At 67.5% G+C, this 19,318-nt stretch carries 17 protein-coding genes, 1 tRNA gene and 1 other RNA gene; 12 read left to right on the top strand and 7 right to left on the bottom strand.

All coding sequences use genetic code 11. From position 1 onward, the window contains the following. Positions 1-29 precede the first annotated feature (29 nt). The 3 genes from VGR67_00530 to rnpB form a co-directional block, all read right to left on the bottom strand. On the bottom strand, positions 30-941 hold the full coding sequence (locus VGR67_00530; protein ID HEV8334887.1) for an LD-carboxypeptidase: 912 nt from the start codon (positions 939-941) through the stop codon (positions 30-32). Continuing rightward, positions 938-2,137 carry a M20 family metallopeptidase gene (locus VGR67_00525; GenBank protein HEV8334886.1) on the bottom strand — a complete coding sequence of 400 codons (1,200 nt, stop codon included), beginning with the start codon at positions 2,135-2,137 and terminating at the stop codon, positions 938-940. Before VGR67_00525 ends, VGR67_00530 begins: the two co-directional genes overlap by 4 nt. Positions 2,138-2,188: 51 nt before the next feature. Beyond that, an RNA gene (rnpB, locus tag VGR67_00520) (RNase P RNA component class A) lies at positions 2,189-2,606 on the bottom strand. 129 nt (positions 2,607-2,735) lie between these two features. Here rnpB and dnaB point away from each other — a divergent pair. The 5 genes from dnaB to VGR67_00495 are packed head-to-tail and all read left to right on the top strand — an operon-like array spanning position 2,736 to position 8,699. Beyond that, on the top strand, positions 2,736-4,091 hold the full coding sequence (dnaB, locus tag VGR67_00515; GenBank protein HEV8334885.1) for a replicative DNA helicase: 1,356 nt from the start codon (positions 2,736-2,738) through the stop codon (positions 4,089-4,091). Next, a complete protein-coding gene (gene alr, locus VGR67_00510) occupies positions 4,088-5,266 on the top strand; it encodes an alanine racemase (GenBank protein HEV8334884.1) in 1,179 nt (392 codons plus the stop codon). Before dnaB ends, alr begins: the two co-directional genes overlap by 4 nt. Beyond that, on the top strand, positions 5,263-6,612 hold the full coding sequence (radA, locus tag VGR67_00505; GenBank protein HEV8334883.1) for a DNA repair protein RadA: 1,350 nt from the start codon (positions 5,263-5,265) through the stop codon (positions 6,610-6,612). Before alr ends, radA begins: the two co-directional genes overlap by 4 nt. Before the next feature lie 45 nt (positions 6,613-6,657). After that, entirely contained in the window at positions 6,658-7,686 is a 1,029-nt protein-coding gene (locus VGR67_00500) for a PIN domain-containing protein (GenBank protein HEV8334882.1), read from the top strand. Next, entirely contained in the window at positions 7,683-8,699 is a 1,017-nt protein-coding gene (locus tag VGR67_00495) for a tetratricopeptide repeat protein (GenBank protein ID HEV8334881.1), read from the top strand. Before VGR67_00500 ends, VGR67_00495 begins: the two co-directional genes overlap by 4 nt. A gap of 28 nt (positions 8,700-8,727) precedes the next feature. On the opposite strand, the gene VGR67_00490 is transcribed toward VGR67_00495, so the two are convergent. From VGR67_00490 to aroF, 4 genes are all read right to left on the bottom strand, one after another. Then, the gene (locus VGR67_00490) at positions 8,728-9,471 is read right to left on the bottom strand and encodes a hypothetical protein (GenBank protein ID HEV8334880.1); all 744 of its coding nucleotides are present in this window, start codon (positions 9,469-9,471) and stop codon (positions 8,728-8,730) included. A gap of 120 nt (positions 9,472-9,591) precedes the next feature. Next, the gene (gene carA / locus VGR67_00485; protein ID HEV8334879.1) at positions 9,592-10,758 is read right to left on the bottom strand and encodes a glutamine-hydrolyzing carbamoyl-phosphate synthase small subunit; all 1,167 of its coding nucleotides are present in this window, start codon (positions 10,756-10,758) and stop codon (positions 9,592-9,594) included. Next, positions 10,755-11,603: an MBL fold metallo-hydrolase gene (locus VGR67_00480; GenBank protein HEV8334878.1), complete on the bottom strand. Its 849-nt coding sequence runs from the start codon at positions 11,601-11,603 to the stop codon at positions 10,755-10,757. The genes carA and VGR67_00480 overlap by 4 nt, the downstream gene beginning before the upstream one ends. 13 nt (positions 11,604-11,616) lie before the next feature. Next, on the bottom strand, positions 11,617-12,630 hold the full coding sequence (aroF, locus tag VGR67_00475) for a 3-deoxy-7-phosphoheptulonate synthase (protein ID HEV8334877.1): 1,014 nt from the start codon (positions 12,628-12,630) through the stop codon (positions 11,617-11,619). A 204-nt stretch (positions 12,631-12,834) separates the two neighbouring features. On the opposite strand from aroF, the gene VGR67_00470 reads away from it, so the two are divergent. The 7 genes from VGR67_00470 (at position 12,835) to pheT (ending at position 19,313) form a co-directional block, all read left to right on the top strand. Continuing rightward, a tRNA-Val gene (locus tag VGR67_00470) sits at positions 12,835-12,909 on the top strand. Positions 12,910-12,999: 90 nt separating this feature from the next. Then, positions 13,000-14,934, top strand: coding sequence for a threonine--tRNA ligase (thrS, locus tag VGR67_00465; GenBank protein HEV8334876.1), 1,935 nt, complete (start codon positions 13,000-13,002; stop codon positions 14,932-14,934). A gap of 63 nt (positions 14,935-14,997) precedes the next feature. Beyond that, complete coding sequence (gene infC / locus VGR67_00460) at positions 14,998-15,522, top strand: translation initiation factor IF-3 (GenBank protein HEV8334875.1); 525 nt, start codon at positions 14,998-15,000, stop codon at positions 15,520-15,522. A 61-nt stretch (positions 15,523-15,583) separates the two neighbouring features. After that, positions 15,584-15,781 carry a 50S ribosomal protein L35 gene (gene rpmI / locus VGR67_00455; GenBank protein HEV8334874.1) on the top strand — a complete coding sequence of 66 codons (198 nt, stop codon included), beginning with the start codon at positions 15,584-15,586 and terminating at the stop codon, positions 15,779-15,781. A gap of 30 nt (positions 15,782-15,811) precedes the next feature. Next, complete coding sequence (gene rplT / locus VGR67_00450) at positions 15,812-16,171, top strand: 50S ribosomal protein L20 (protein HEV8334873.1); 360 nt, start codon at positions 15,812-15,814, stop codon at positions 16,169-16,171. 63 nt (positions 16,172-16,234) lie between these two features. Next, positions 16,235-17,245, top strand: a complete 1,011-nt coding sequence (gene pheS / locus VGR67_00445; GenBank protein HEV8334872.1) for a phenylalanine--tRNA ligase subunit alpha — start codon at positions 16,235-16,237, stop codon at positions 17,243-17,245. A gap of 7 nt (positions 17,246-17,252) precedes the next feature. Next, a complete protein-coding gene (gene pheT, locus VGR67_00440; protein HEV8334871.1) occupies positions 17,253-19,313 on the top strand; it encodes a phenylalanine--tRNA ligase subunit beta in 2,061 nt (686 codons plus the stop codon). Positions 19,314-19,318: the final 5 nt, after the last annotated feature.

The following is a 19,318-nucleotide window of genomic DNA, read 5'->3' as shown; positions in this document are numbered from 1 at the left end:
CCCAAGGACCGGGCGGGCCCCCGCGCTTCTCAAGTGAGGATTTCGAGCAACCGGGCGCCGGTGTCCAGACGGGCGGGGAGCCCCAGCGGCAGAGTGAGCTTGCCGGGGGCGTGACCGGCGGGAAAATCGAGCACGACCGGGAAGCGCGTCCCGCGCAGATGATCGGTCACGATCTCCGCCAGCGGCAGCCCGGGGGTCTTCCCTTTCGGGTTGCAGCGCTCCAGCCTGCCGACGACCATCCCCCGGAGGTTCTCGAGCTTCCCCGCCAACCGCAGGTGGTTCAGCATCCGATCGATCCGGTAGGGCTCTTCGTCGACCTCCTCCCAGAACAGGATGGCGCCGCGCGTGTCGAGATCGAACGGCGTCCCCAACAGGGAAACCAGGATCGACAGACACCCTCCGATCAGCATCCCCTCGGAACGCCCTTCCCGCAGGATCCCGCGGCGCGGCAGGCGGAATTGATTCCACCCCGCGCTCCGGCTCAGCACCGACCAGAGCGACGATTCCCGGAACTCCTTTCCGGCGCCGTTGAAGTTCAGGACCATCGGACCGTAGAAGCCGGCGAGGCCAGTCGCGCGTCTCAAGGCAGCGTAGAACGCCGTGAGATCGGAATAGCCGAGGAAGAGCTTCGGCCTGGACCTCAAGGGAGCGAAATCGAGGTCCGCCAGAATCCGCCCGCATCCGTAACCGCCGCGCGCGAACACCACCGCGTCCAACCGCGGATCGGCCATGGCCCGGTTGAGATCGGCGGTGCGCTGGGCGTCCGTTCCGGCGAGATAGCCATGGCGGCAGCGAAGGTGCTTTCCTTCCACCACCTCGAAGCCTCGGCCGCGAAGATAGGCCAGCCCTTCCTCCAGCGCGTCGGCGCGGATCGGGCCCGCGGGGGCAACCACTCCGATCCGTCCTCCGGGAGGGAGGGGCGGCGGCAGGACCGGCTTCACTCGCCCCCCTGGCCGGTGGCCGCGAGGAACTCCCGGCGCGCCGCGGGAACCGCTTCGGCCTGCGTGACGAGATCGACCGCCGTCATGGCGAGGGCCTGCGCGGCCAGGAGAAGTCCCCGGCGGCCGCTCTCGGAGACGGTGGCCTCCGCGAATTCCCGCGTGTGCAGGGCGCCCGTGTCCGGGACGATGGCCACGTAGGCGTGCAGGGAAGGCACGACCTGGCTCACGTTCCCCATGTCCAGCGATCCCATGCGCTCGCGCGGCGCATCGTTCGTCTCCACCCCGAGGGAGCGCAGATTTTCCTTGAAGAGATCCGCCATCACGCGGTTCGTGAGCATCTCGTCGTAGGCTTCATCGATCCGGGTCACGACGACCCGCGCCCCGCCGGCCGCCGACAAGGAGTTCGCCATCCGGACGATCCGATCCAGGACCGCCCCGACCGCCGTCCGGTTGCGGGCGCGAACGCTGAAGCGACCGACCGCCCGATCGGGGACGATGTTGGCGCGCTTGCCGCCCTCCACGATGACCCCGGGAATCCGCACCTCCGGCGTGAGCCCTTTGCGCATCGCGTCGATTCCCACGTAGAGCTGGACCAGAGGATCCAGGGCGTTCACGCCGCGATCGGGCGCCGCCACGGCGTGGGACGCCTTGCCTTCGAACACGATTTGAATCGACTGGCAGGCGAGCGACGTCGTGTGGACGCGGAACTCGGTCCCCGGATGGATCATCATGGCGGCGTCGAGATCGCGGAAGACTCCTTCCCGGACCATCAGCGCCTTGCCGCCGACGGTCTCCTCGGCCGGCGTTCCGATGATCCGGACTTCCCCGGGAAGGCGCTCGCGGAGGCGGCCCAGGATCAGGCCGGCGCCCAGGGCCGAGGCGGCGATCAGGTTGTGTCCACAGCCGTGCCCGACTCCGGGCAGGGCGTCGTATTCGGCGAGAATGCCGATCCGCGGACCCGGCAAGAGGCCGCCGCCCGCGGCGACGAAGGAGGTGGGGAGGCCGGCGACGCCGCGCTCGACCTGGTAGCCGCCGCCGCTTAAGAGCTCGGCCAGGCGGGCGGCGGCGCGGTGCTCCTCAAGGCTCAGCTCCGGATCGTCGTAAAGGGCCCGGCTGAACGAGAACAGATCGTCGGAGAGCGTCGCGGCGAGTCGAACGATCTCTTCCTTCAGCTTGGCTGCGTGGGATGTTTCCAATGGGCACCGGCGCGCCGCGCGGGGCGCGTGTCGGAAGGGCGCGAAAGAAACGGCCGGAGCAGAAAATAAGCCGGATTCTGTCCCCGGCCCCGAGGGCCGGGCGACGGTCATTCCTCTACCGGAGGGATTACTCCCGCCGGGGACCCCGGGTCTCCCCGGAGCCCTGCAGCCTACCCGGAAGCGGAGGCGGGCCACCCCGAATGCTTCCCTATTTGGCCTTGCTCCTTGCGGGGTTTACCAAGCTGCTCCAGTCACCCGGAGCACTGGTGCGCTCTTACCGCACCTTTTCACCCTTACCGAAGCCGGGCGCCTCTCACGAGAGGGCCGCCCGTTACGCGGCTCCGGCGGTATCTTTTCTGTGGCACTTTCCTTCCCGTCACCGGGACTGGGTGTTACCCAGCGCAATGCCCTGCGGAGTCCGGACTTTCCTCCCCCCTTTTGCAAGGGCGGCGACCGTCCTTTCTGCTCCGGCCGTGACGAAAGTTAGCATAGGGGAATCAGCGGGTCAACGATTCTCGATCCGTGTTATAGTCCGTCTCCTGCGGAGAGCCGATCCTGATTCTTCGGCGGCGCGCCAGCGCGCCGCTCCCGGGCCGCGATGGCGACCGATATCACCCTCGAAAAAAACCTTCCCCACAGCGTCGACGCCGAGCGCTCGGTCCTCGGATCGATCCTGCTCGAGAACCAGGCGATCAACCGGGCCCAGGAAATCCTCAAGGACAGCGATTTCTACCAGGACACCCACCGCAAGATCTACAAGGTGATGGAGGCGCTCTCGGAGCGCGCCACCGCAATCGACGAAATCACGCTGAAGGAGGAGCTTGCCAGGACGGGAGTGCTCGAGCAGGTGGGCGGCCCCGCCTACATCGCGGCCCTCGCCGACGGCGTCCCGACCTCCCGGCACATCGAGTACTACGCCCGGATCGTCAAGGAAAAAGCGATCCTGCGGGGGCTCATCGGCTCGGCCTCGGGAATTCTCACCGAATGCTACCGGGCCGAGGACGAGGTGGAGCAAATCCTGGATCGCGCCGAGTCCTCGATCTTCCGGATCGCCCAGGACACCCTCTCGGTCGGATTCCTTCCCATCCGGACGATCGCCGAAGCGTCGCTGAAGGTCATCGAGGAGCTCACCGAAAGCCGCTCCCTGATCACCGGCCTCGCGACCGGCTACGAGAAGCTGGACGAGTACACCGCCGGACTGCAGAAATCGGATCTGATCGTCGTGGCCGCGCGGCCCGCGATGGGCAAGACCACGTTCTGCCTGAACGTCGCCCAGAACGCGGCGCTGAAGGAGGCGCGCCGGATCGGCCTCTTCTCCCTGGAAATGTCCCGGGAGCAGCTTTTCCTGCGAATGCTGTGCTCCCTCGGCCGGATCGACGCGCACCTCCTGCGCACGGGGCGCCTGTCCAAGGACGACTGGAAGAAGCTGACGGAGGCCTTCGCCCGGCTCGCCGCGGCTCCGATCTTCATCGACGACACCGCCGGGATCGGCGTGCTGGAGATGCGCGCCAAGGCGAGGCGGCTCAAGAGCGAGCACGGGCTCGACATGCTCATCATCGACTACCTTCAGCTGATCCGGGGGCGCGGGCGGGTGGAGAACCGCACGCAGGAGATCTCGGAGATCTCCCGCTCCTTGAAGGAGCTGGCCAAGGAGCTCCAGATACCGATCATCGCGATCTCGCAGCTCTCCCGGGCGCCGGAGACGCGCGGCGGGGACCGCCGCCCGCAGCTTTCGGATCTCCGGGAATCGGGGGCCATCGAGCAGGACGCCGACGTGGTGCTCTTCATCTATCGCGAGGAAGTCTACAAGCCCACCGAGGACAACCGCGGCAAGGCGGACCTGATCATCGCCAAGCAGCGGAACGGCCCGATCGGCCTCGTTCCCCTGGCCTTCATCAAGCAGTACACCAAGTTCGAGACGAGGGTCGACGAACCCGGCTGGCAGCCGGAGTGAGCGCCGCCGACTTTCCGGAGCAGCGGCCGACCCGGGCGGAAGTGTCGCTCGACGCCCTGGAGGCGAATCTGGCCGCCATCCGATCGCGCGCCGGCGGCCTGCCGGTGATGGGCGTCGTGAAGGCGGATGCCTACGGCCACGGCGCCGTTCCCGTGGCGCGCGCGCTCGCCGCGGCGGGAATCGACCGGCTCGCGGTCGCCCTGCTGGAGGAGGCGCAGGAGCTCCGGCGGGCCGGGATCGAGGTTCCGATCCTGGTGATGGGCCCGCTCGAGCCCGCCCAGATGGAGGCGGTGGTCCGCGAACGGGTCACGCCGGCTCTGTTCCGGGAGGATCAGATCGCCGCGCTCCAGGCCGCCGCCTCCCGGGCGGGCCGGCCCGCCCCCTTTCATCTGAAGGTCGACACCGGCATGGGCCGCCTCGGAGTTCCCTGGACGCTTGCCGGAGCCTTGCTGGAGATCCTCGCGCGTTCCCCGGCTCTGGCGCTGGAGGGAGTCTTCTCCCACCTCGCCTGCGCCGATGACCCCGATCACCCCCTCACGCGGGTGCAGAGAGAGCGCTTCGACGAGGTGGTGGGGCTGATCCGATCGCGCGGCTACGCCCCGCCTCTGCTGCACCTCGCCAATTCGGCCGCCGTGCTGGATCGCCTGCCGGAAGGCCTCACGCTGGTGCGTCCCGGGCTGCTGCTTTACGGCTACCGTCCCTCTCCGCGCAACCGGGCGATTCCCCTGGCTCCGGTCCTCCGGCTGACGAGCCGGATCGTCCTGGTCAAGGAAGTCCCCGAGGGGGAAGCGGTCGGGTACGGGGCGACGTTCGTGGCCCGAAGGAAAAGCCGGATCGCCACGGTCGCCGCCGGTTACGACGACGGAGTCATCCGCTCTCTCTCGAACCGGGGGCACTTCCTGGTTCGCGGCAGGCGCGTTCCAATCGCCGGCCGGATCAGCATGGACCTCACCACGCTGGACGTCACCGATATCCCCGAAGCGGCGCTGGGGGACGAGGCGGTCCTGATCGGGAGCCAGGGCGGCGAGCTTCAGGGGGCCGACCAAGTGGCCGCCGAGGCCGGCACCGTGTCTTGGGAAATCCTGTGCGGCATCGGCTGGAGGGTGCCGAGACTCTACTTCCGCGGCGGGCGGCTGGAAGAGGTCCGCAGCCGGTTCGCCAGAGGCCGGCCGTGAAGGCCTCCCTCTTCTTGTGTCGATCCTGCGGCAACGAAAGCCCCAAGTGGCTGGGCCGTTGTCCCGCCTGCCAGGAATGGAACAGCCTGCAGGAGGGGGCCCTCCGAGAAGCCTCCCCGGCGCGCCGCTCCGGGCCCGGCCCGGCCGCGCGGCCGTTGGCAGGCTGGGCCGGATCCGAGCCGGGCGCCCGCCGCGTGTCGGGGATCGCTCCTCTCGATCGGGTGCTGGGAGGCGGGATGGTCCCGGGCATGGGGATCCTGGTGGGGGGAGACCCGGGGATCGGGAAGTCGACCCTGCTCCTGCAGGCCGCGGCGGCGCTGGCGCGCGCCGGAACGCCGGTGCTTTACGCGACCGGCGAGGAATCGGGCGCCCAGATCGCTCTGCGCGCCGGGCGACTCGGTCTCGCCGCCGAGCAGGTCCTGCTCCTTCCCGAGAACTCCCTGGAGCGCATCCTCGAGGCGGCGGAGGAGATCCTCCCCGGCGCCTTGATCGTCGATTCGATCCAGACCGTCTCCGCCGCGACGCTTCCGTCACCGGCCGGAAGCGTCGCCCAGGTCCGCGAATCGGCCTCGCGGCTCCTGCTTTTCGCGAAGGAGCGCGGCGTGCCGCTCTTCCTGATTGGGCACGTCACCAAGGACGGCAACCTTGCGGGCCCGAAGACCCTGGAGCATCTCGTCGACACGGTGATCTACTTCGAGGGCGACGCCTCCTTCTCCCATCGGATCCTGCGGACCGTGAAGAACCGGTTCGGACCGTCCGGCGAAATGGGAGTCTTCGAGATGACCGACCGGGGCCTGTCGCCGGTCGCGAACCCGTCGTCGCTCTTCCTGGCGCAGCGGCGCAGCGGCGCGCCGGGCTCGGTGGTGTTCTGCTCGATGGAAGGGACGGTGCCGGTGCTCGTGGAAACCCAGGCGCTCGCGGCCAGCGCGCTCTCCCCTTCGCCCCGCCGGGCCGCCACCGGATTCGACGCCGGCCGCGCGGCCCTGCTTCTGGCGGTGCTGGAGAAGAGGGCCGGCCTGGCGTTCTCCGGTCAAGATGTCTTTCTCAACGTGGCCGGGGGGGTGCGCCTGAGCGAGCCGGCCGCCGATCTCCCCATCGCCTGCGCCCTGGCCTCGTCGCTGCTGAACCGCCCCGCCCGCGCCGACACCGTGGTCTTCGGCGAGATCGGGCTCGTTGGGGAGGTGCGCGCCGTGGGACGGGCGTCCGAGCGGATTCGCGAGGCCGCCCGGCTCGGCTTTCGCCGCTGCCTGCTTCCCCAGCCGAACCTCCGGGATCTGGCTTTCGAGAAGGGGATCGAGCTGACGGGAGTCGGCTCCCTCGCGGAGGCGGTCGAATCGTTGCTATAATCCCGCCGGTTATTTCGATTCTTTCCCGACGGGAGCAAGAATGCGATGACCTGGATCCTCCGAGTCCTGTTCATTCTCTTCGCCGCGGTTCTGTCCTTCCAGATTTTCCCTCCTTCCGGCGATTCCGCCGGCCTGCGCGGCCCGGTGCTGGCGGCGGCCCTCGCCGGTACGGGGCTGGCGCTGGAATTCCTGGCCCGCAGAGTCGAAGTCCGCATCCTCGCCGGCGCGATGCTGGGGCTGGCCTGCGGAGCGGGCGCCGGGGCCTTCCTGTGGCGCGTGATCCCCTCCTCCGGCCTCTTCGGGATCCCCGCGGAATTCCTGCGGGCGGGGAATCTTCTCGTGGCCCTCTTTCTCGGGGCCGCCCTGGGGGCCCGGAAAGCGGAGCACTTCACTTTGGAGTCGCTGCGGGGTGGCGGCTCCCGGGGAGCGGCCCCTCCGGACAAGATCCTCGACACCAGCGTGATCATCGACGGCCGGATCGCCGACGTGTGCGAGACGGGATTCCTGGACGGCGGGCTCGTGGTGCCCCAGTTCGTCCTCAACGAGCTGCAGTACATCGCCGACTCTCCCGATCCCCTGAAGAGGAACCGCGGCCGCAAGGGACTGGACATCCTCCAGAGGATCCAGAAAGGGGTCCACGTGAAGGTGGTGATCACCGCCGCCGACTTCCCCGACGTGAAGGAGGTGGATCTGAAGCTCATCGAGCTGGCCAAGCAGACGCACGCGAAGATCCTCACCAACGACTTCAATCTGAACAAGGTCGCGCAGCTGCGCGGGGTGGAAGTCCTCAACGTGAACGAGCTGGCGAACTCCCTCAAGCCCGTCGTGCTCCCGGGGGAGGCGATGAAGGTCTTCATCATCAAGGAAGGCAAGGAGCCCAACCAGGGAGTCGGCTACCTGGACGACGGGACGATGGTGGTCGTGGACAACGCCAAGCGGCTCATCGGCAAGACGGTGGACATCGTCGTGACCAGCGTTCTGCAGACGACCGCCGGGAAGATGTTCTTCGGACGCTTCGAGACGCCGCCGGGCGCCCAGCCTGAGGAAGTGGACCGGCTCCGGAGAAACGGATGATCGGGCGCCGCGCCGGCGCCGCGCTGCTCCTGCTTCTCGGCGTCGCGCTTCCGGCCGCCGCGGAGGCACGACACCACGCCTACCTGATTCTGCCGTTCGAGGATCGGGCGCCCGATCCGTCGCGGGACTGGCTTCGGGAGGCGATGGCGGTGTCGCTGGGAGACTATTACCTCTTCGCGGGGCAGACCGTCGTGGCGCGCGAGGATCGCATTCTCGCCATGGAGGAGCTGTCCGTCCCGGCCGGGGCCCCCTTGACGCTCGCCACCTCGATCAAGCTCGGCCGCCATTTCGCCGCGGATCCGGACGGCCCGCGCGCCGATCGGCTCGTGGTGGGACGGTTCAACCTCGATCAGGGACAAATCGTCGTCTCGGCGCGCGTCATCAACCTCGATTCCAACCGTGCCGCCTCCTGGAGGGAGGAGCGCGGGAGCCTCAAGGATCTCCTGAGGCTCCTCCGGTCGCTGGCGCATTCGCTGTTCCGCAGCGACGGCATCTCCGGCAACAACCTGGCCGCCGCCGCCGACGACGCCGGCGCGCGACGCGATTTCCCGCTGGTGGCGTACGAAAACTACATTCGCGCCTTGATCGACTCCGGCTCGGGGCGGCAGCCGTCGCTCCTCCGGAAGGCTCTCGAGCAATCTCCGGGCTACCCGAAAGCCTCCTTCCAGCTCGGCCGGCTCCTGGCCAAGCAGGGCAAGCTCCGCGAAGCGGAGGGCGTCCTGAAGAAGAGCTCGGGTGAGCCGGCCCCCTACGCCGGTGAATACCACGCCTTGCTGGGAAGTCTGTCGCTGGACGCCGGCCGGCTCTCCGAGGCGGAAGCGGAGGCGGCGAAAGCCCTGGCGTCGAAGGAGACGGCGGAGGCCCGGGTCCTGATGGCACGGATCGCCCGCGCCCAAGGCGATTTGGAGTCGGCGCGGAAGGAGCTCGACCGGGCCGCCGCCCTGGATCCCGAGAACCCGGATATCGACGTGGTGCGGCGGCAAATCGAGGGAAGCCCCGCCCCCCGGCGCTGACAGCCTCCTTCGCGAGGACCGCGAAGAGTTACCGCGCTCTGCGATAGCGCGCCACGAGGTAGGCGTCGTAGGCGCTCATCGCCCAGATGAGCGCGGCGAAGCAGACGATCCCCATGGCGATCCTCGTTTCCCGCCCGGCAAGGAGCCTTCCCAAATCCAGTTCGGCAAGGAATCGGAACGACGGGAGGAGCAGCAGAAGCGTGACGACGTAGACCTCGGTCAGCAGGCAAAAGAGGAAGAAGAGGGCCTTTCCGAGCTGGGCGTTGAGGAGCTGGCCCCAGCCCGGCAGCAGGAGGGAGGCGATCCCCGCGAGGATCGGCCGGCGCAGTCCCTCGAAGGCGTTCCCGTCCAGCTCCGCTTGGTGGTAGGCCTGCGCGACGTTGTACAGGAGGAAGAAGACCATCAGGAAGTCGCTGATGGCCAGGAAGACGAAGATCTCCCACTCCGTCACGGCGAAGATGTAGCCGACATCCCTGAGCATCGGCCACAGCTTGATCACCGACCAATGGCCGACCACCGCCAGGACCTCCGTCAAGAAGAGGAAAAACCCCAGCTTGGGCTGGCCGTTGTAGGCTTGCCCGGCCCCGCACAGGAAGAGGGAAAGGGTCGAAGCCACGACCGCCCGGGCGTTGCCCCGGGCGCGGCGCGTCCGCGCGGCGGTTCGGTCCCCCTCCTCACCGATCAGCCGCGGACCCTGTCGGGTTCCCGCGGCCTGAGAGTAGCTCTCCAGAATGTCTTCCGCATTAATGATGTAGACGTCTTCCTTGCCCATCGATGGCGACCTCCCTGCCGGCCGGACGCCCGCCCCCGGCACCGATGAAATATAGGGTCGCCGTGCGCGCAATTCCAAGTGCCGCGGAATCCGAGCGGATTTTCGTGCGAGGTGGCGGGGTCAAATTTCCCCGTGGGTGCGAGATTGTGATCGCCGGGCAGCTGGCGCACGCCGGCCCGCGGCGATTTCCTTCTCGAAGGCGAGGACCAGCGCGCGAAAGGTATCGAAGAGCGGGAAGGAGTCCTGGGGCCCGGGGCTCGCCTCCGGGTGATACTGGACCGAGACGATGGGCATCTCCCGATGGCGAAATCCCTCGACCGTCCCGTCGTTCAGGTTAATCTGCGTCACCTCGGCGCCGGCGGGCAGACCGTCGGGATCGACGGCGTAGCCATGATTTTGTGCCGTGATGAGGACCTTTCCGGTCGCCAGATCCTTCACGGGCTGGTTTCCTCCGCGATGGCCGAATTTCAGCTTGAAGGTCTTCGCGCCGAGCGCCAGGCCGAGGATCTGATGCCCCAGGCAGATGCCGAAGACCGGAAGCCTGCCCACCAGCCCCCGCGCCGCTTCGACGACCCGGGTGGCGCTGGCGGGGTCGCCGGGTCCGTTCGAAAGGAAGATCCCCCGCGCGCCGGAGGCGAGCGCTTCTTCCGCGCCCGTGCCGGCGGGAACGACCGTGACGTCGAATCCGGACGCCTCCAGCCGGCGCAGGATGTTCTGCTTCATGCCCAGATCGTAGGCGAGGATCGGGATCCTGGTTCCGGTCCCGTCGGGCGGCAACGTGGAAAAGCGGTAGGGGCGGGGACAGGTGACCCGGCCGACGAGATCGATCTCCTCGAGGCCGGGCGAGGCCTGGGCTTTCCGGGCGAGGCTCTCGACGCTTTCGCCCCTCTCGGAGAGGATTCCCTTCATGGCGCCCAGCGATCGAATGTGGCGCGTCAAGGCGCGCGTGTCGACTTCCGTCAGGGCCGGGACCGAGCTTTCCAGGAGGTAATCGACGAGCCCCTTCTGGGCGCGCCAGTTGCTCGGGGTGGCCGTGAGGCTCCGGATAATCAACCCTTCCGCCTGGATCGCGGCCGACTGGGGATCCTCCTCGTTCACCCCGTAATTCCCCACCTCGGCCACGGTGAGGACGACGATCTGCCCCCGATACGAAGGATCGGTGAGGATCTCCTGGTAGCCGGTCATCGAGGTGTTGAAGACCACCTCTCCGGTCCGCTCGGCGGAGGCGCCGAACGACTTGCCGGGAAAGGCCCGGCCGTCCTCGAGGACGAGCACGCCCTCCCTCACGGCTCCGCCTCCGCCGGTTCCAGGCGCATCCTGCCCTTCTCTTCGATCAGGGTGCCCACGGGGTTGTCCACCTCGTGCCCCAGAACGAGGATCCACCCCTCGGCCGCGGCGCGGGGCAGGATCGCCTTGCGAGTCGCCAGCGTCGTCAGCGGCAACACGTCGAATCCCATGATGTAAGGATAAGGAAGGTGCGCGGCGGTGGGGACCATGTCCGAGGGATAGAGAAGGGACCGGCCCCCTCCTCGGATCAGGACGCCCTGCAGCCCGGGGGTATGTCCGGGAAGCGGCACCACGCTGACTCCCGGAAATATCTCCATTTCCCCTTCCACGAGCTGCAACCGGCCGGCGCGCTCGAGCGGCTCGAAATCGTCCTTGCGATAACTGGCGCGCGTCCTTTCGTTCAGATCCCGGGCGAAGCTCCATTCCGACTTCTGGAGGAAATAGGTGGCGTTCGGAAAGGCCGGCGCCGCCTCCCCCGAGGCCTCCAGGCAGGTGGCGCCCCCGGCGTGATCGAAATGCAGGTGGGTGAGGATCACCGCGTCGACCGACTCGGCGCGCGCCTGCAGCTTCTCCAAGGCGGCGGCCAGGCCGGGATCGTTCCGCAGCGCGTAGATCTCCCTCTCCTTCGGAGACCAGCGGTCCCCCATCCCCGTCTCCACGAGAACCGTCCGCTTGCCATCCCGGATCAGCAGGCCGTTCATGGCCAGCTCGATCCGGTTCTTCTCGTCCGGGGGGCTGACGCGCTCCCAGAGGACGCGGGGAACCACGCCAAACATCGCCCCCCCGTCGAGCCGGAAGCGTCCCATGCGGACGAGATCGACGTGGAGGTGCCCCAGCGGTATCAAGATTTCTCTCGAGTCAGAAGGTCCGCGCGACCAGCGGGGCCAGGGCCCGGATTTCGCCCACCAGGACGGCGAATTGCTCGGGATAGAGGGCCTGCGGCCCGTCGGAGAGGGCTTTGTCGGGGTGGTTGTGGACCTCCACCATGATGCCGTCGGCCCCCGCGGCGATCGCGGCCCGCGCCAGCGGCGCCACCCGGTCGCGCCGGCCGGTGCCGTGGCTGGGATCCACCAGGATCGGGAGGTGGCTCAGGTGCTTCACCGCCGGGACGACGGAGAGATCCAGCGTGTTGCGCGCGTGGTCGGCGAAGGTTCGAACCCCTCTTTCACAGAGCATGACGCGGTAGTTGCCTTCCGCCGCGACGTACTCGGCCGACATCAGCAGCTCGTCCATCGTGGCGGAGATTCCGCGCTTGAGGAAGACCGGAAGGCGCGACTTACCCACGCGCTTCAGCAGGGAGAAGTTCTGCATGTTCCGGGCCCCGATCTGGATGACGTCGGCGTACTCCTCGACCAGGGAGACCGATTCCGTGTCCATCGCCTCGGTCACGATGGGCAGTCCGGTGGCCTCCCGCACCTTGGCCAGGATCTTCAGGCCCTTTTCGCCCAATCCCTGGAAGGAATAGGGGGAAGTCCGCGGCTTGTAGGCCCCGCCGCGATAGAAATTGGCGCCGGCCCGGGCGACGATCTCGCCGATCTCGATCGCCTGATCCTCCGTCTCCACGGCGCAGGGTCCGGCGATGACCGCCAGGCGGGCCCCTCCCACGTCCCGGCCCCGGACCGAGACGACGCTGTCCTCCTTCTTCATTTCGCGGCTGACGAGCTTGTAGGGCTTGGTGACGCGGATCGCCTCCTTGACGCCGGGCATCGATTCGAACTCTTCGGGATCGAGGGGGTTCTGGTTTCCAGTTATACCGATGGCGATCCGCTGGGCTCCGGGGATAGGATTGGCCTTGTAGCCAAGACGCTCGATCTTCTTGACGACGGCCTCGATCTCGAGGTCCGTCACCGCCTTGTCCATGACGATCAGCATTCGGCGCTCACCCCAGGTTGAAGGTTCAGGGGCCGTTATAATACCCGACGGCTCAAGGGGCCGCAACGGCGGCTGGGGGCGGCCTGGAAAGGCCGCCGACGGAAAGGGTTGACAGGCCTCTCGCAACCCGTTTACACTGAGCACTTATCGGTGCTCCAATCAAGGCGCCTCTCTCGGCGCCCGCCGGGTGGAGAGACGATCTGGAGGCGCGTAGCTCAGGGGGAGAGCACTTCCCTGACACGGAAGGGGTCAGCGGTTCAAATCCGCTCGCGCCTACCATTCGCAAACCAGCTCCAGAATTCATCGTGGAGAATCGCCGATCGTCCGGACCGCTCGGCCGGGGCGTCGGCAAAGAGATCCCAGCGTCCGATGGAAGAGATCCGCGTCTCGCTGCCTGACGGAACCGAGAGGACCGTGCCACGGGGAACACCCGTCCTCGAGGTCGCGCGCTCGATCGGAAGCCGGCTCGCCCGCGAAGCCCTCGCGGCGAAGGTGAACGATCGGGTCGTCGATCTCGACGCGCCCCTCACCCAGGACAGCGCCCTGGTGATCCTCACTCCGTCCCAGCCGGAGACGCTCGAGGTCTATCGGCACAGCACCGCCCACCTTCTGGCCCAGGCGGTGCAGGAGATTTTCCCCGACGCCCGCGTCGGCATCGGGCCGGTCATCGACGGGGGCTTCTACTACGACTTCGAGAAAGAGAGGCCCTTCACCCCCGAAGACCTCCAGCGCATCGAGTCGAAGATGAAGGAGATCGTCCAGAGGGACCTTCCGATCCATCGCCGGGAGATTCCCAAGGAAGAGGCGATCCGGTATTTCCAGAGCAAAGGGGAAAGCCTGAAGGTCGAGTTGATTCGGGAAAAGGGGGGCGATCCGGTGTCCTGCTACCAGCAGGGAGAGTGGCTGGACTTCTGCCGGGGACCGCACCTCCCTTCGACGGGGCGCATCAAGGCGTTCAAGCTCCTGTCGATCGCCGGGGCCTATTGGAAAGGGAGCGAAGAGAACCAGATGCTCCAGCGGATCTACGGCACCGCGTTCTTTCGCGATGCCGATCTCCAGGAGCATCTCCGGCGCCTGGAGGAGGCCAAGAAACGGGACCACCGGAAGCTCGGCCCCGCCCTGGACCTCTTCAGCGTGGAGGAGGTCGCGGGCCCCGGGCTCATCTTCTGGCACCCGAAGGGGACGCAGGTTCGCCAGGTTATCGAGGACTTTTGGAAGGTCGAGCACCGCCGAAGGGGTTACGAGCTGGTCACCACCCCCCACATTGCGCGCGACGAGCTCTGGAACCGCTCGGGCCACCTGTCGTTCTACCGGGAGAACATGTACACCTTCCCGATCGAGGAGGAGGGATACGTCCTGAAGCCGATGAACTGCCCGGGACATTCCCTCATCTACAAGTCGCGGCTGCACTCGTACCGCGATCTGCCGATCCGCCTCGCGGAGCTCGGAACGGTCTACCGCTACGAGCGCTCGGGGGTTCTCCACGGGATGATGAGGGTCCGCGGCTTCACCCAGGACGACGCCCACATCTTCTGCACCCCCGAGCAGGCCCCGCAGGAGGTCCTCGGCGCCCTGGATCTCTGCCTCTACATGCTGCGGACGTTCGGCTACGGGGAGTTCGAAGTGGACCTGTCGCTGCGGGATCCCGCCCAGCCGGAAAAATACGCCGGAGATTCCGCGGGGTGGGACATGGCGGAGAAGGCGCTCGTCTGGGCGCTCGAGCAGCGCGGGCTCGCCTACCGGCGGATGCTCGGCGAAGCGGTCTTCTACGGGCCGAAGATCGACATCCGGATGCTCGACGCGCTGGGGCGCGCCTGGCAGGGGCCGACGGTGCAGTTCGACTTCAATCTTCCCGGCCGGCTGGACATCCATTACCTGAATTCCGAGTCGAAGGAAGTCCCCGTGGTGATGATCCACCGAGCCGTCCTGGGATCGCTGGAGCGCTTCTTCGGCTCCCTCGTCGAGCACTACGCCGGCGCGTTCCCGTTCTGGCTGGCCCCGGTCCAAGCGGTGGTGCTGCCGATCACCGATCGCGTCCTCGACGCGGCCCGCGCGATTCGCGACCGCCTTCGGGACGCCGGGATCCGCGCCGAATCGGATCCACGAAACGAGAAGATCGGCGCGAAAATTCGCGACGCGGAAATGCAGAAAGTGCCTTACATGCTCATCATCGGCGACAAGGAAGCGGCCGCCGGCAACGTCTCCGTCCGAATCCGCTCCCGGGGCGACCAGGGAGCGCGGGCGATCGACTCAGTCCTCGGAGAGATGCTGGAACTTTCCACGACCCGGGCCCTGGCTCCTTGAGGAGGAGCCGGCGCTCGCCCAGACTTCGGGACCGGGAGGGCCGGTCCCATCATCGGGGTTTCAATGGATAGTGAGTCCATCCACAAGAAGACGCGGGTGAACGAGAGAATACGGGCCCGGGAGATTCGGGTCATCGGATCCACGGGAGCCCAGCTGGGGATCATGACCCCTGAGGTCGCCCTGAAAACCGCCGAGGAGGAGGGACTCGACCTCGTGGAGGTCGCCCCGGAAGCCAATCCTCCCGTTTGCCGCATCATGGACTTCGGCAAGTACCGCTACCAGCTGAACAAGAAGGCCCAGGAGTCGCGCAAGAAACAGAAGGTGATCGTGGTCAAGGAGGTGAAGTTCCGCCCCAAGACCGACGAGCACGACTATCAGTTCAAGAAAAACAACATCTCCCGGTTCATCACCAAGGAGAACAAGGTGAAGGTCTCGGTGATGTTCCGCGGAAGAGAGAACCAGCATCGGGAAATCGGGCAGCGAATCCTCGATCGGATCCGGGCCGAGCTGGAGGACGTGGCCATCGTGGAGAGCGGCCCCCGGCTGGAGGGTCCGTTCCTTTACATGATGATGGCCCCGAAGCGCTGACCGGCCCATCCGGCGGCGGAACTTCATGAGCCGGGGAGAGCCCGGTGGCGGAGACGAAACGATGCCGAAGCAGAAAACGCACCGAGGCGCCGCGAAGCGCTTCCGGATGACGGCCGGAGGCAAGGCCAAGAGGTCCCAGGCGTTCAAGCGGCACATCCTGACCAAGAAACCCCGGAAGCGGAAGCGCCACCTCGATCAAGAGGTCGTCGTGAGCCCCGCCGATATCCGGCGCATCCGCCGGATGCTTCCCTACGGATAGTTCCCGGACTCGATCCAAGGAGACGACCCGATGCCCAGGGTAAAGCGCGGTACCAAGCGACGCCAGAAGCGCAAGAAGATACTCAAGCTCGCGAAGGGCTTTTATGGAGCCAAGGGACGCCTGCATCGCATCGCGAAGCTGGCCGTCGAGAAATCGCTCCTCTCGGCCTACAAGGACCGGAAGCGGAAGAAGCGGGATTTCCGCAAGCTCTGGATCACCCGCATCAACGCCGCCGCCCGGACCCAGGAGATTTCCTACAGCCACCTGATGGCCGGCCTGAAGAAGGCCAACGTGGGGCTGGACCGCAAGATTCTGGCCGAGCTGGCCGTGGCCGATCCCCAGGGCTTCGCCGAGGTCGCGAGCGTGGCGAAGAAAGCCCTGGCCCGTTAGCCTCGCTGTCCCCCGCCGCGCGCGGAGCGCTCCGGGAAGCGAGATGAGAACCCGAGGCCGGCCATGAAGGATCGCCTTCAGTCTCTCCGGGAGCGCTTCGACTCGGAGATCTCCGCCGCGACCGAAGCGGAGGCCATCGAAAGAATCCGGACCGCCTACCTCAGCCGGAAAGGGGGAGAGCTCTCTCTGCTCCTCCGCTCCTTGAAGGACGCCGCTCCGGGCGAGCGTCCCGCCCTCGGAAGCTCCCTGAACGCGCTGAAAACCCACATCGAAGCGCGCCTGGAGGAAGCCGAGAAATCGCTCGGCGCGCCGGTGCGGCGGGATCGCCTCGACGTTTCGCTTCCGGGGAGGACGCCGAGGCTCGGGGCGCTCCACCCCGTCACCCAGGTGCGGCGCGAGATCGAGGATATCTTCCTGGAGATGGGTTACTGCCTGGCCGAGGGCCCCGAGGTGGAGACCGATTTCTACAACTTCGTGGCGCTGAACTTCCCTCCCGATCATCCCGCCCGGGACACGCAGGACACCTTCTATCTGGAAGGCGATCTCCTCCTGCGCACGCACACCTCTCCGGTCCAGATCCGGACGATGCAGGCGCGCCGGCCGCCGGTGAAGATCATCGCCCTGGGAAAAGTCTACCGCCGCGATTCCGACGTCAGCCACTCCCCCATGTTCCACCAGGTCGAGGGCCTGGCGGTCGCCGAAGGGATCACTTTCGCCGATCTCAAGGGGACGGTCCTCACGTTCGCCCGGCGGATATTCCGCCCGGAGACCAACGTCCGATTCCGGCCCAGCTACTTCCCGTTCGTGGAGCCGGGGGCCGAGTTCGACATCACCTGCTCGCCGTGCGCGGGACGGGGCTGCCCGACGTGCAAGCAGACGGGATGGCTGGAGATGGGGGGCGCGGGAATGGTCCATCCCAACGTGCTGCGGACGGTGGGGTACGATCCGGAACAGGTCTCGGGATTCGCTTTCGGCCTGGGAGTCGACCGCATCGCCATGCTCAAGTTCAACATCGACGACATCCGGCTGCTGTTCGAAAACGACCTGCGCTTCCTCGCGCAGTTCCCGGGGTGAGGCAGCCGTGAAGTTCAGCCTCGAATGGATGAGGGAGTACGTGGATCCGGGGAAAGATCCCGCCGCGGCGGGGATCCGCCTTACTCAAGTGGGAATCCCCCTCGACTCCCTGGGGCGCGCCGGAGACGACACCGTCTTCGATTTCGACGTCAGCACGAACCGGCCCGACTGCATGAACCACGTCGGCCTGGCCCGGGAGCTGTCGGTCGCGTGCCGGCGTCCTCTTGCGGAGCCTTCCGCCGAGACCGGCCCGCGCGATGCCGCGCCCGCCTCCAGCCGGGCGGCGCTGGAGGTCGAAGCGCCGGATCTGTGCGGCCGCTACACGGCGATCGTGATCCGGGGCGTGAAAGTGGGTCCATCCCCCGACTGGCTGTCCCGGCGCCTCGCGGCCATCGGCCAGAAGCCGATCAACGCGATCGTCGACGCCACGAACTACGTCCTGTGGGAGATGGGCCAGCCGCTTCACGCCTTCGACCTGGAGCGTCTCGCGGGGCGGAAGGTTCGCGTGCGGCGGGCGCGCTCCGGCGAGCCCCTCACGACGCTCGACGGCGTCTCCCGGAAGCTCGATCCCGAGACGCTGGTCATCGCCGACGAACAGCGCGCCGTCGCGGTCGCCGGCGTCATGGGAGGGCTGGATTCCGAGATTTCACCGGCCACGACCGAGGTCCTGCTCGAGAGTGCGCATTTCGACGCCGTGTCGGTGCGCCGGAGCGCGCGGCGGCTGGGGCTCCACACCGACGCCTCGCACCGGTTCGAGCGCGGAGCCGACATCGAGATCACGCTCAAGGCGGCGAACCGCTGCGCCGGACTGATCCGCGAGACGGCCGGCGGGCGAATTCTCTCAGCCTGCCTCGAATCGCGGGCCGCCCCGCCCTTTGCGCGCGAGATCGCCTTCCGCCCCGATCGGGTCGGCCGGATGCTCGGCGTGGAGATTCCGGTCGAGGAGATGCGGCGCATCCTCGAGCTCCTCGGCTGCGCCGTGAAGAGCCGGGACTCGCTTTGGCTCGTCTCCACTCCTTCGTTCCGCGTCGATCTTTCCCTGGAGGAGGACCTGATCGAAGAGATCGCCCGGCATCACGGCTACGAGAAGATCCCGGCCACCCTGCCCCGTGCCCAGGTCTTTCCCGAGGGACGGTCCGAGGCGGAGCGACGTCTCGGCAGGGTGCGCGAGGCGATGGTGCGCTGCGGATTCGCCGAGGCGCTGAACCTGAGTCTCGTTTCGGCCGAGGAGAACGAGCGGCTGGGCGAAGCAGGCCCCGGAGTCCGGGTCACGAATCCCCTTACGGAGGGCCAGGATCATCTCCGGACCACCCTCTTTCCGGGACTTCTCCGGAATCTCGCCCACAACTTGAACCATGGCGCTGAGGAGGTCCGGCTTTTCGAGACGGGCAGGGTTTTCCATCCCGGGGCTCCGGGCGATCCGCCCCGGGAGATCGAGACGCTGGCGCTGATCGGCGGAGGCCAGGGGACTTCGTCCCACTGGAGCGAGCCGTCCCGGGGGCCCGACGTCTTCGACCTGACGGGAGCCGTGAACCTGGCCGCCCGCCTGACGGGCATCGGGGCGACCGTCTGGCGCGGAGCCGACCGTCCGTTTCTGCGCCCAGGGACGGGAGCGGTGCTGGAGGTCGACGGGAAGCCCTGCGGTCACGCCGGGGAGCTCCTCGCTTCGGCATTCGCCGGGCTCGCTCCGCAGCATCCCGTCGTCGCCGCCGAGATTCGCCTCCCCGCGTTCTTCGCGGGGCTGGCGGCGGGATGGATTCCCGGGCACGTCTCTTCGTCCCGCACACCGTCCGCCCGGCGCGATCTCGCCCTGATCCTGGACCGAGGCCATACGTATGCGGAGGTGGAGGAGACCATCCGCAGCGTAGAGGGCGCCCCGATCGCGAAGGTGACGCTGTTCGACCTGTATCAGGGCCGGCAGGTGCCCGAGGGCAAGGTGAGCATGGCCGTGAATATCGTTTTTCAGGCCCCGGAGCGCACCCTCGTCTCCGGGGAGGTGGCCGCCATGATGGATCGAATCGTCCAACGGCTGCGGGACCGGCTCGGCGCCGTCCTCCGCGGCAACTGAAGGAG

Source organism: Candidatus Polarisedimenticolia bacterium (assembly GCA_036004685.1).
In the GTDB taxonomy this organism is placed as follows: Bacteria; Acidobacteriota; Polarisedimenticolia; order Gp22-AA2; family AA152; genus DASYRE01.
This window is presented reverse-complemented; position numbering and strand designations above follow the sequence as displayed.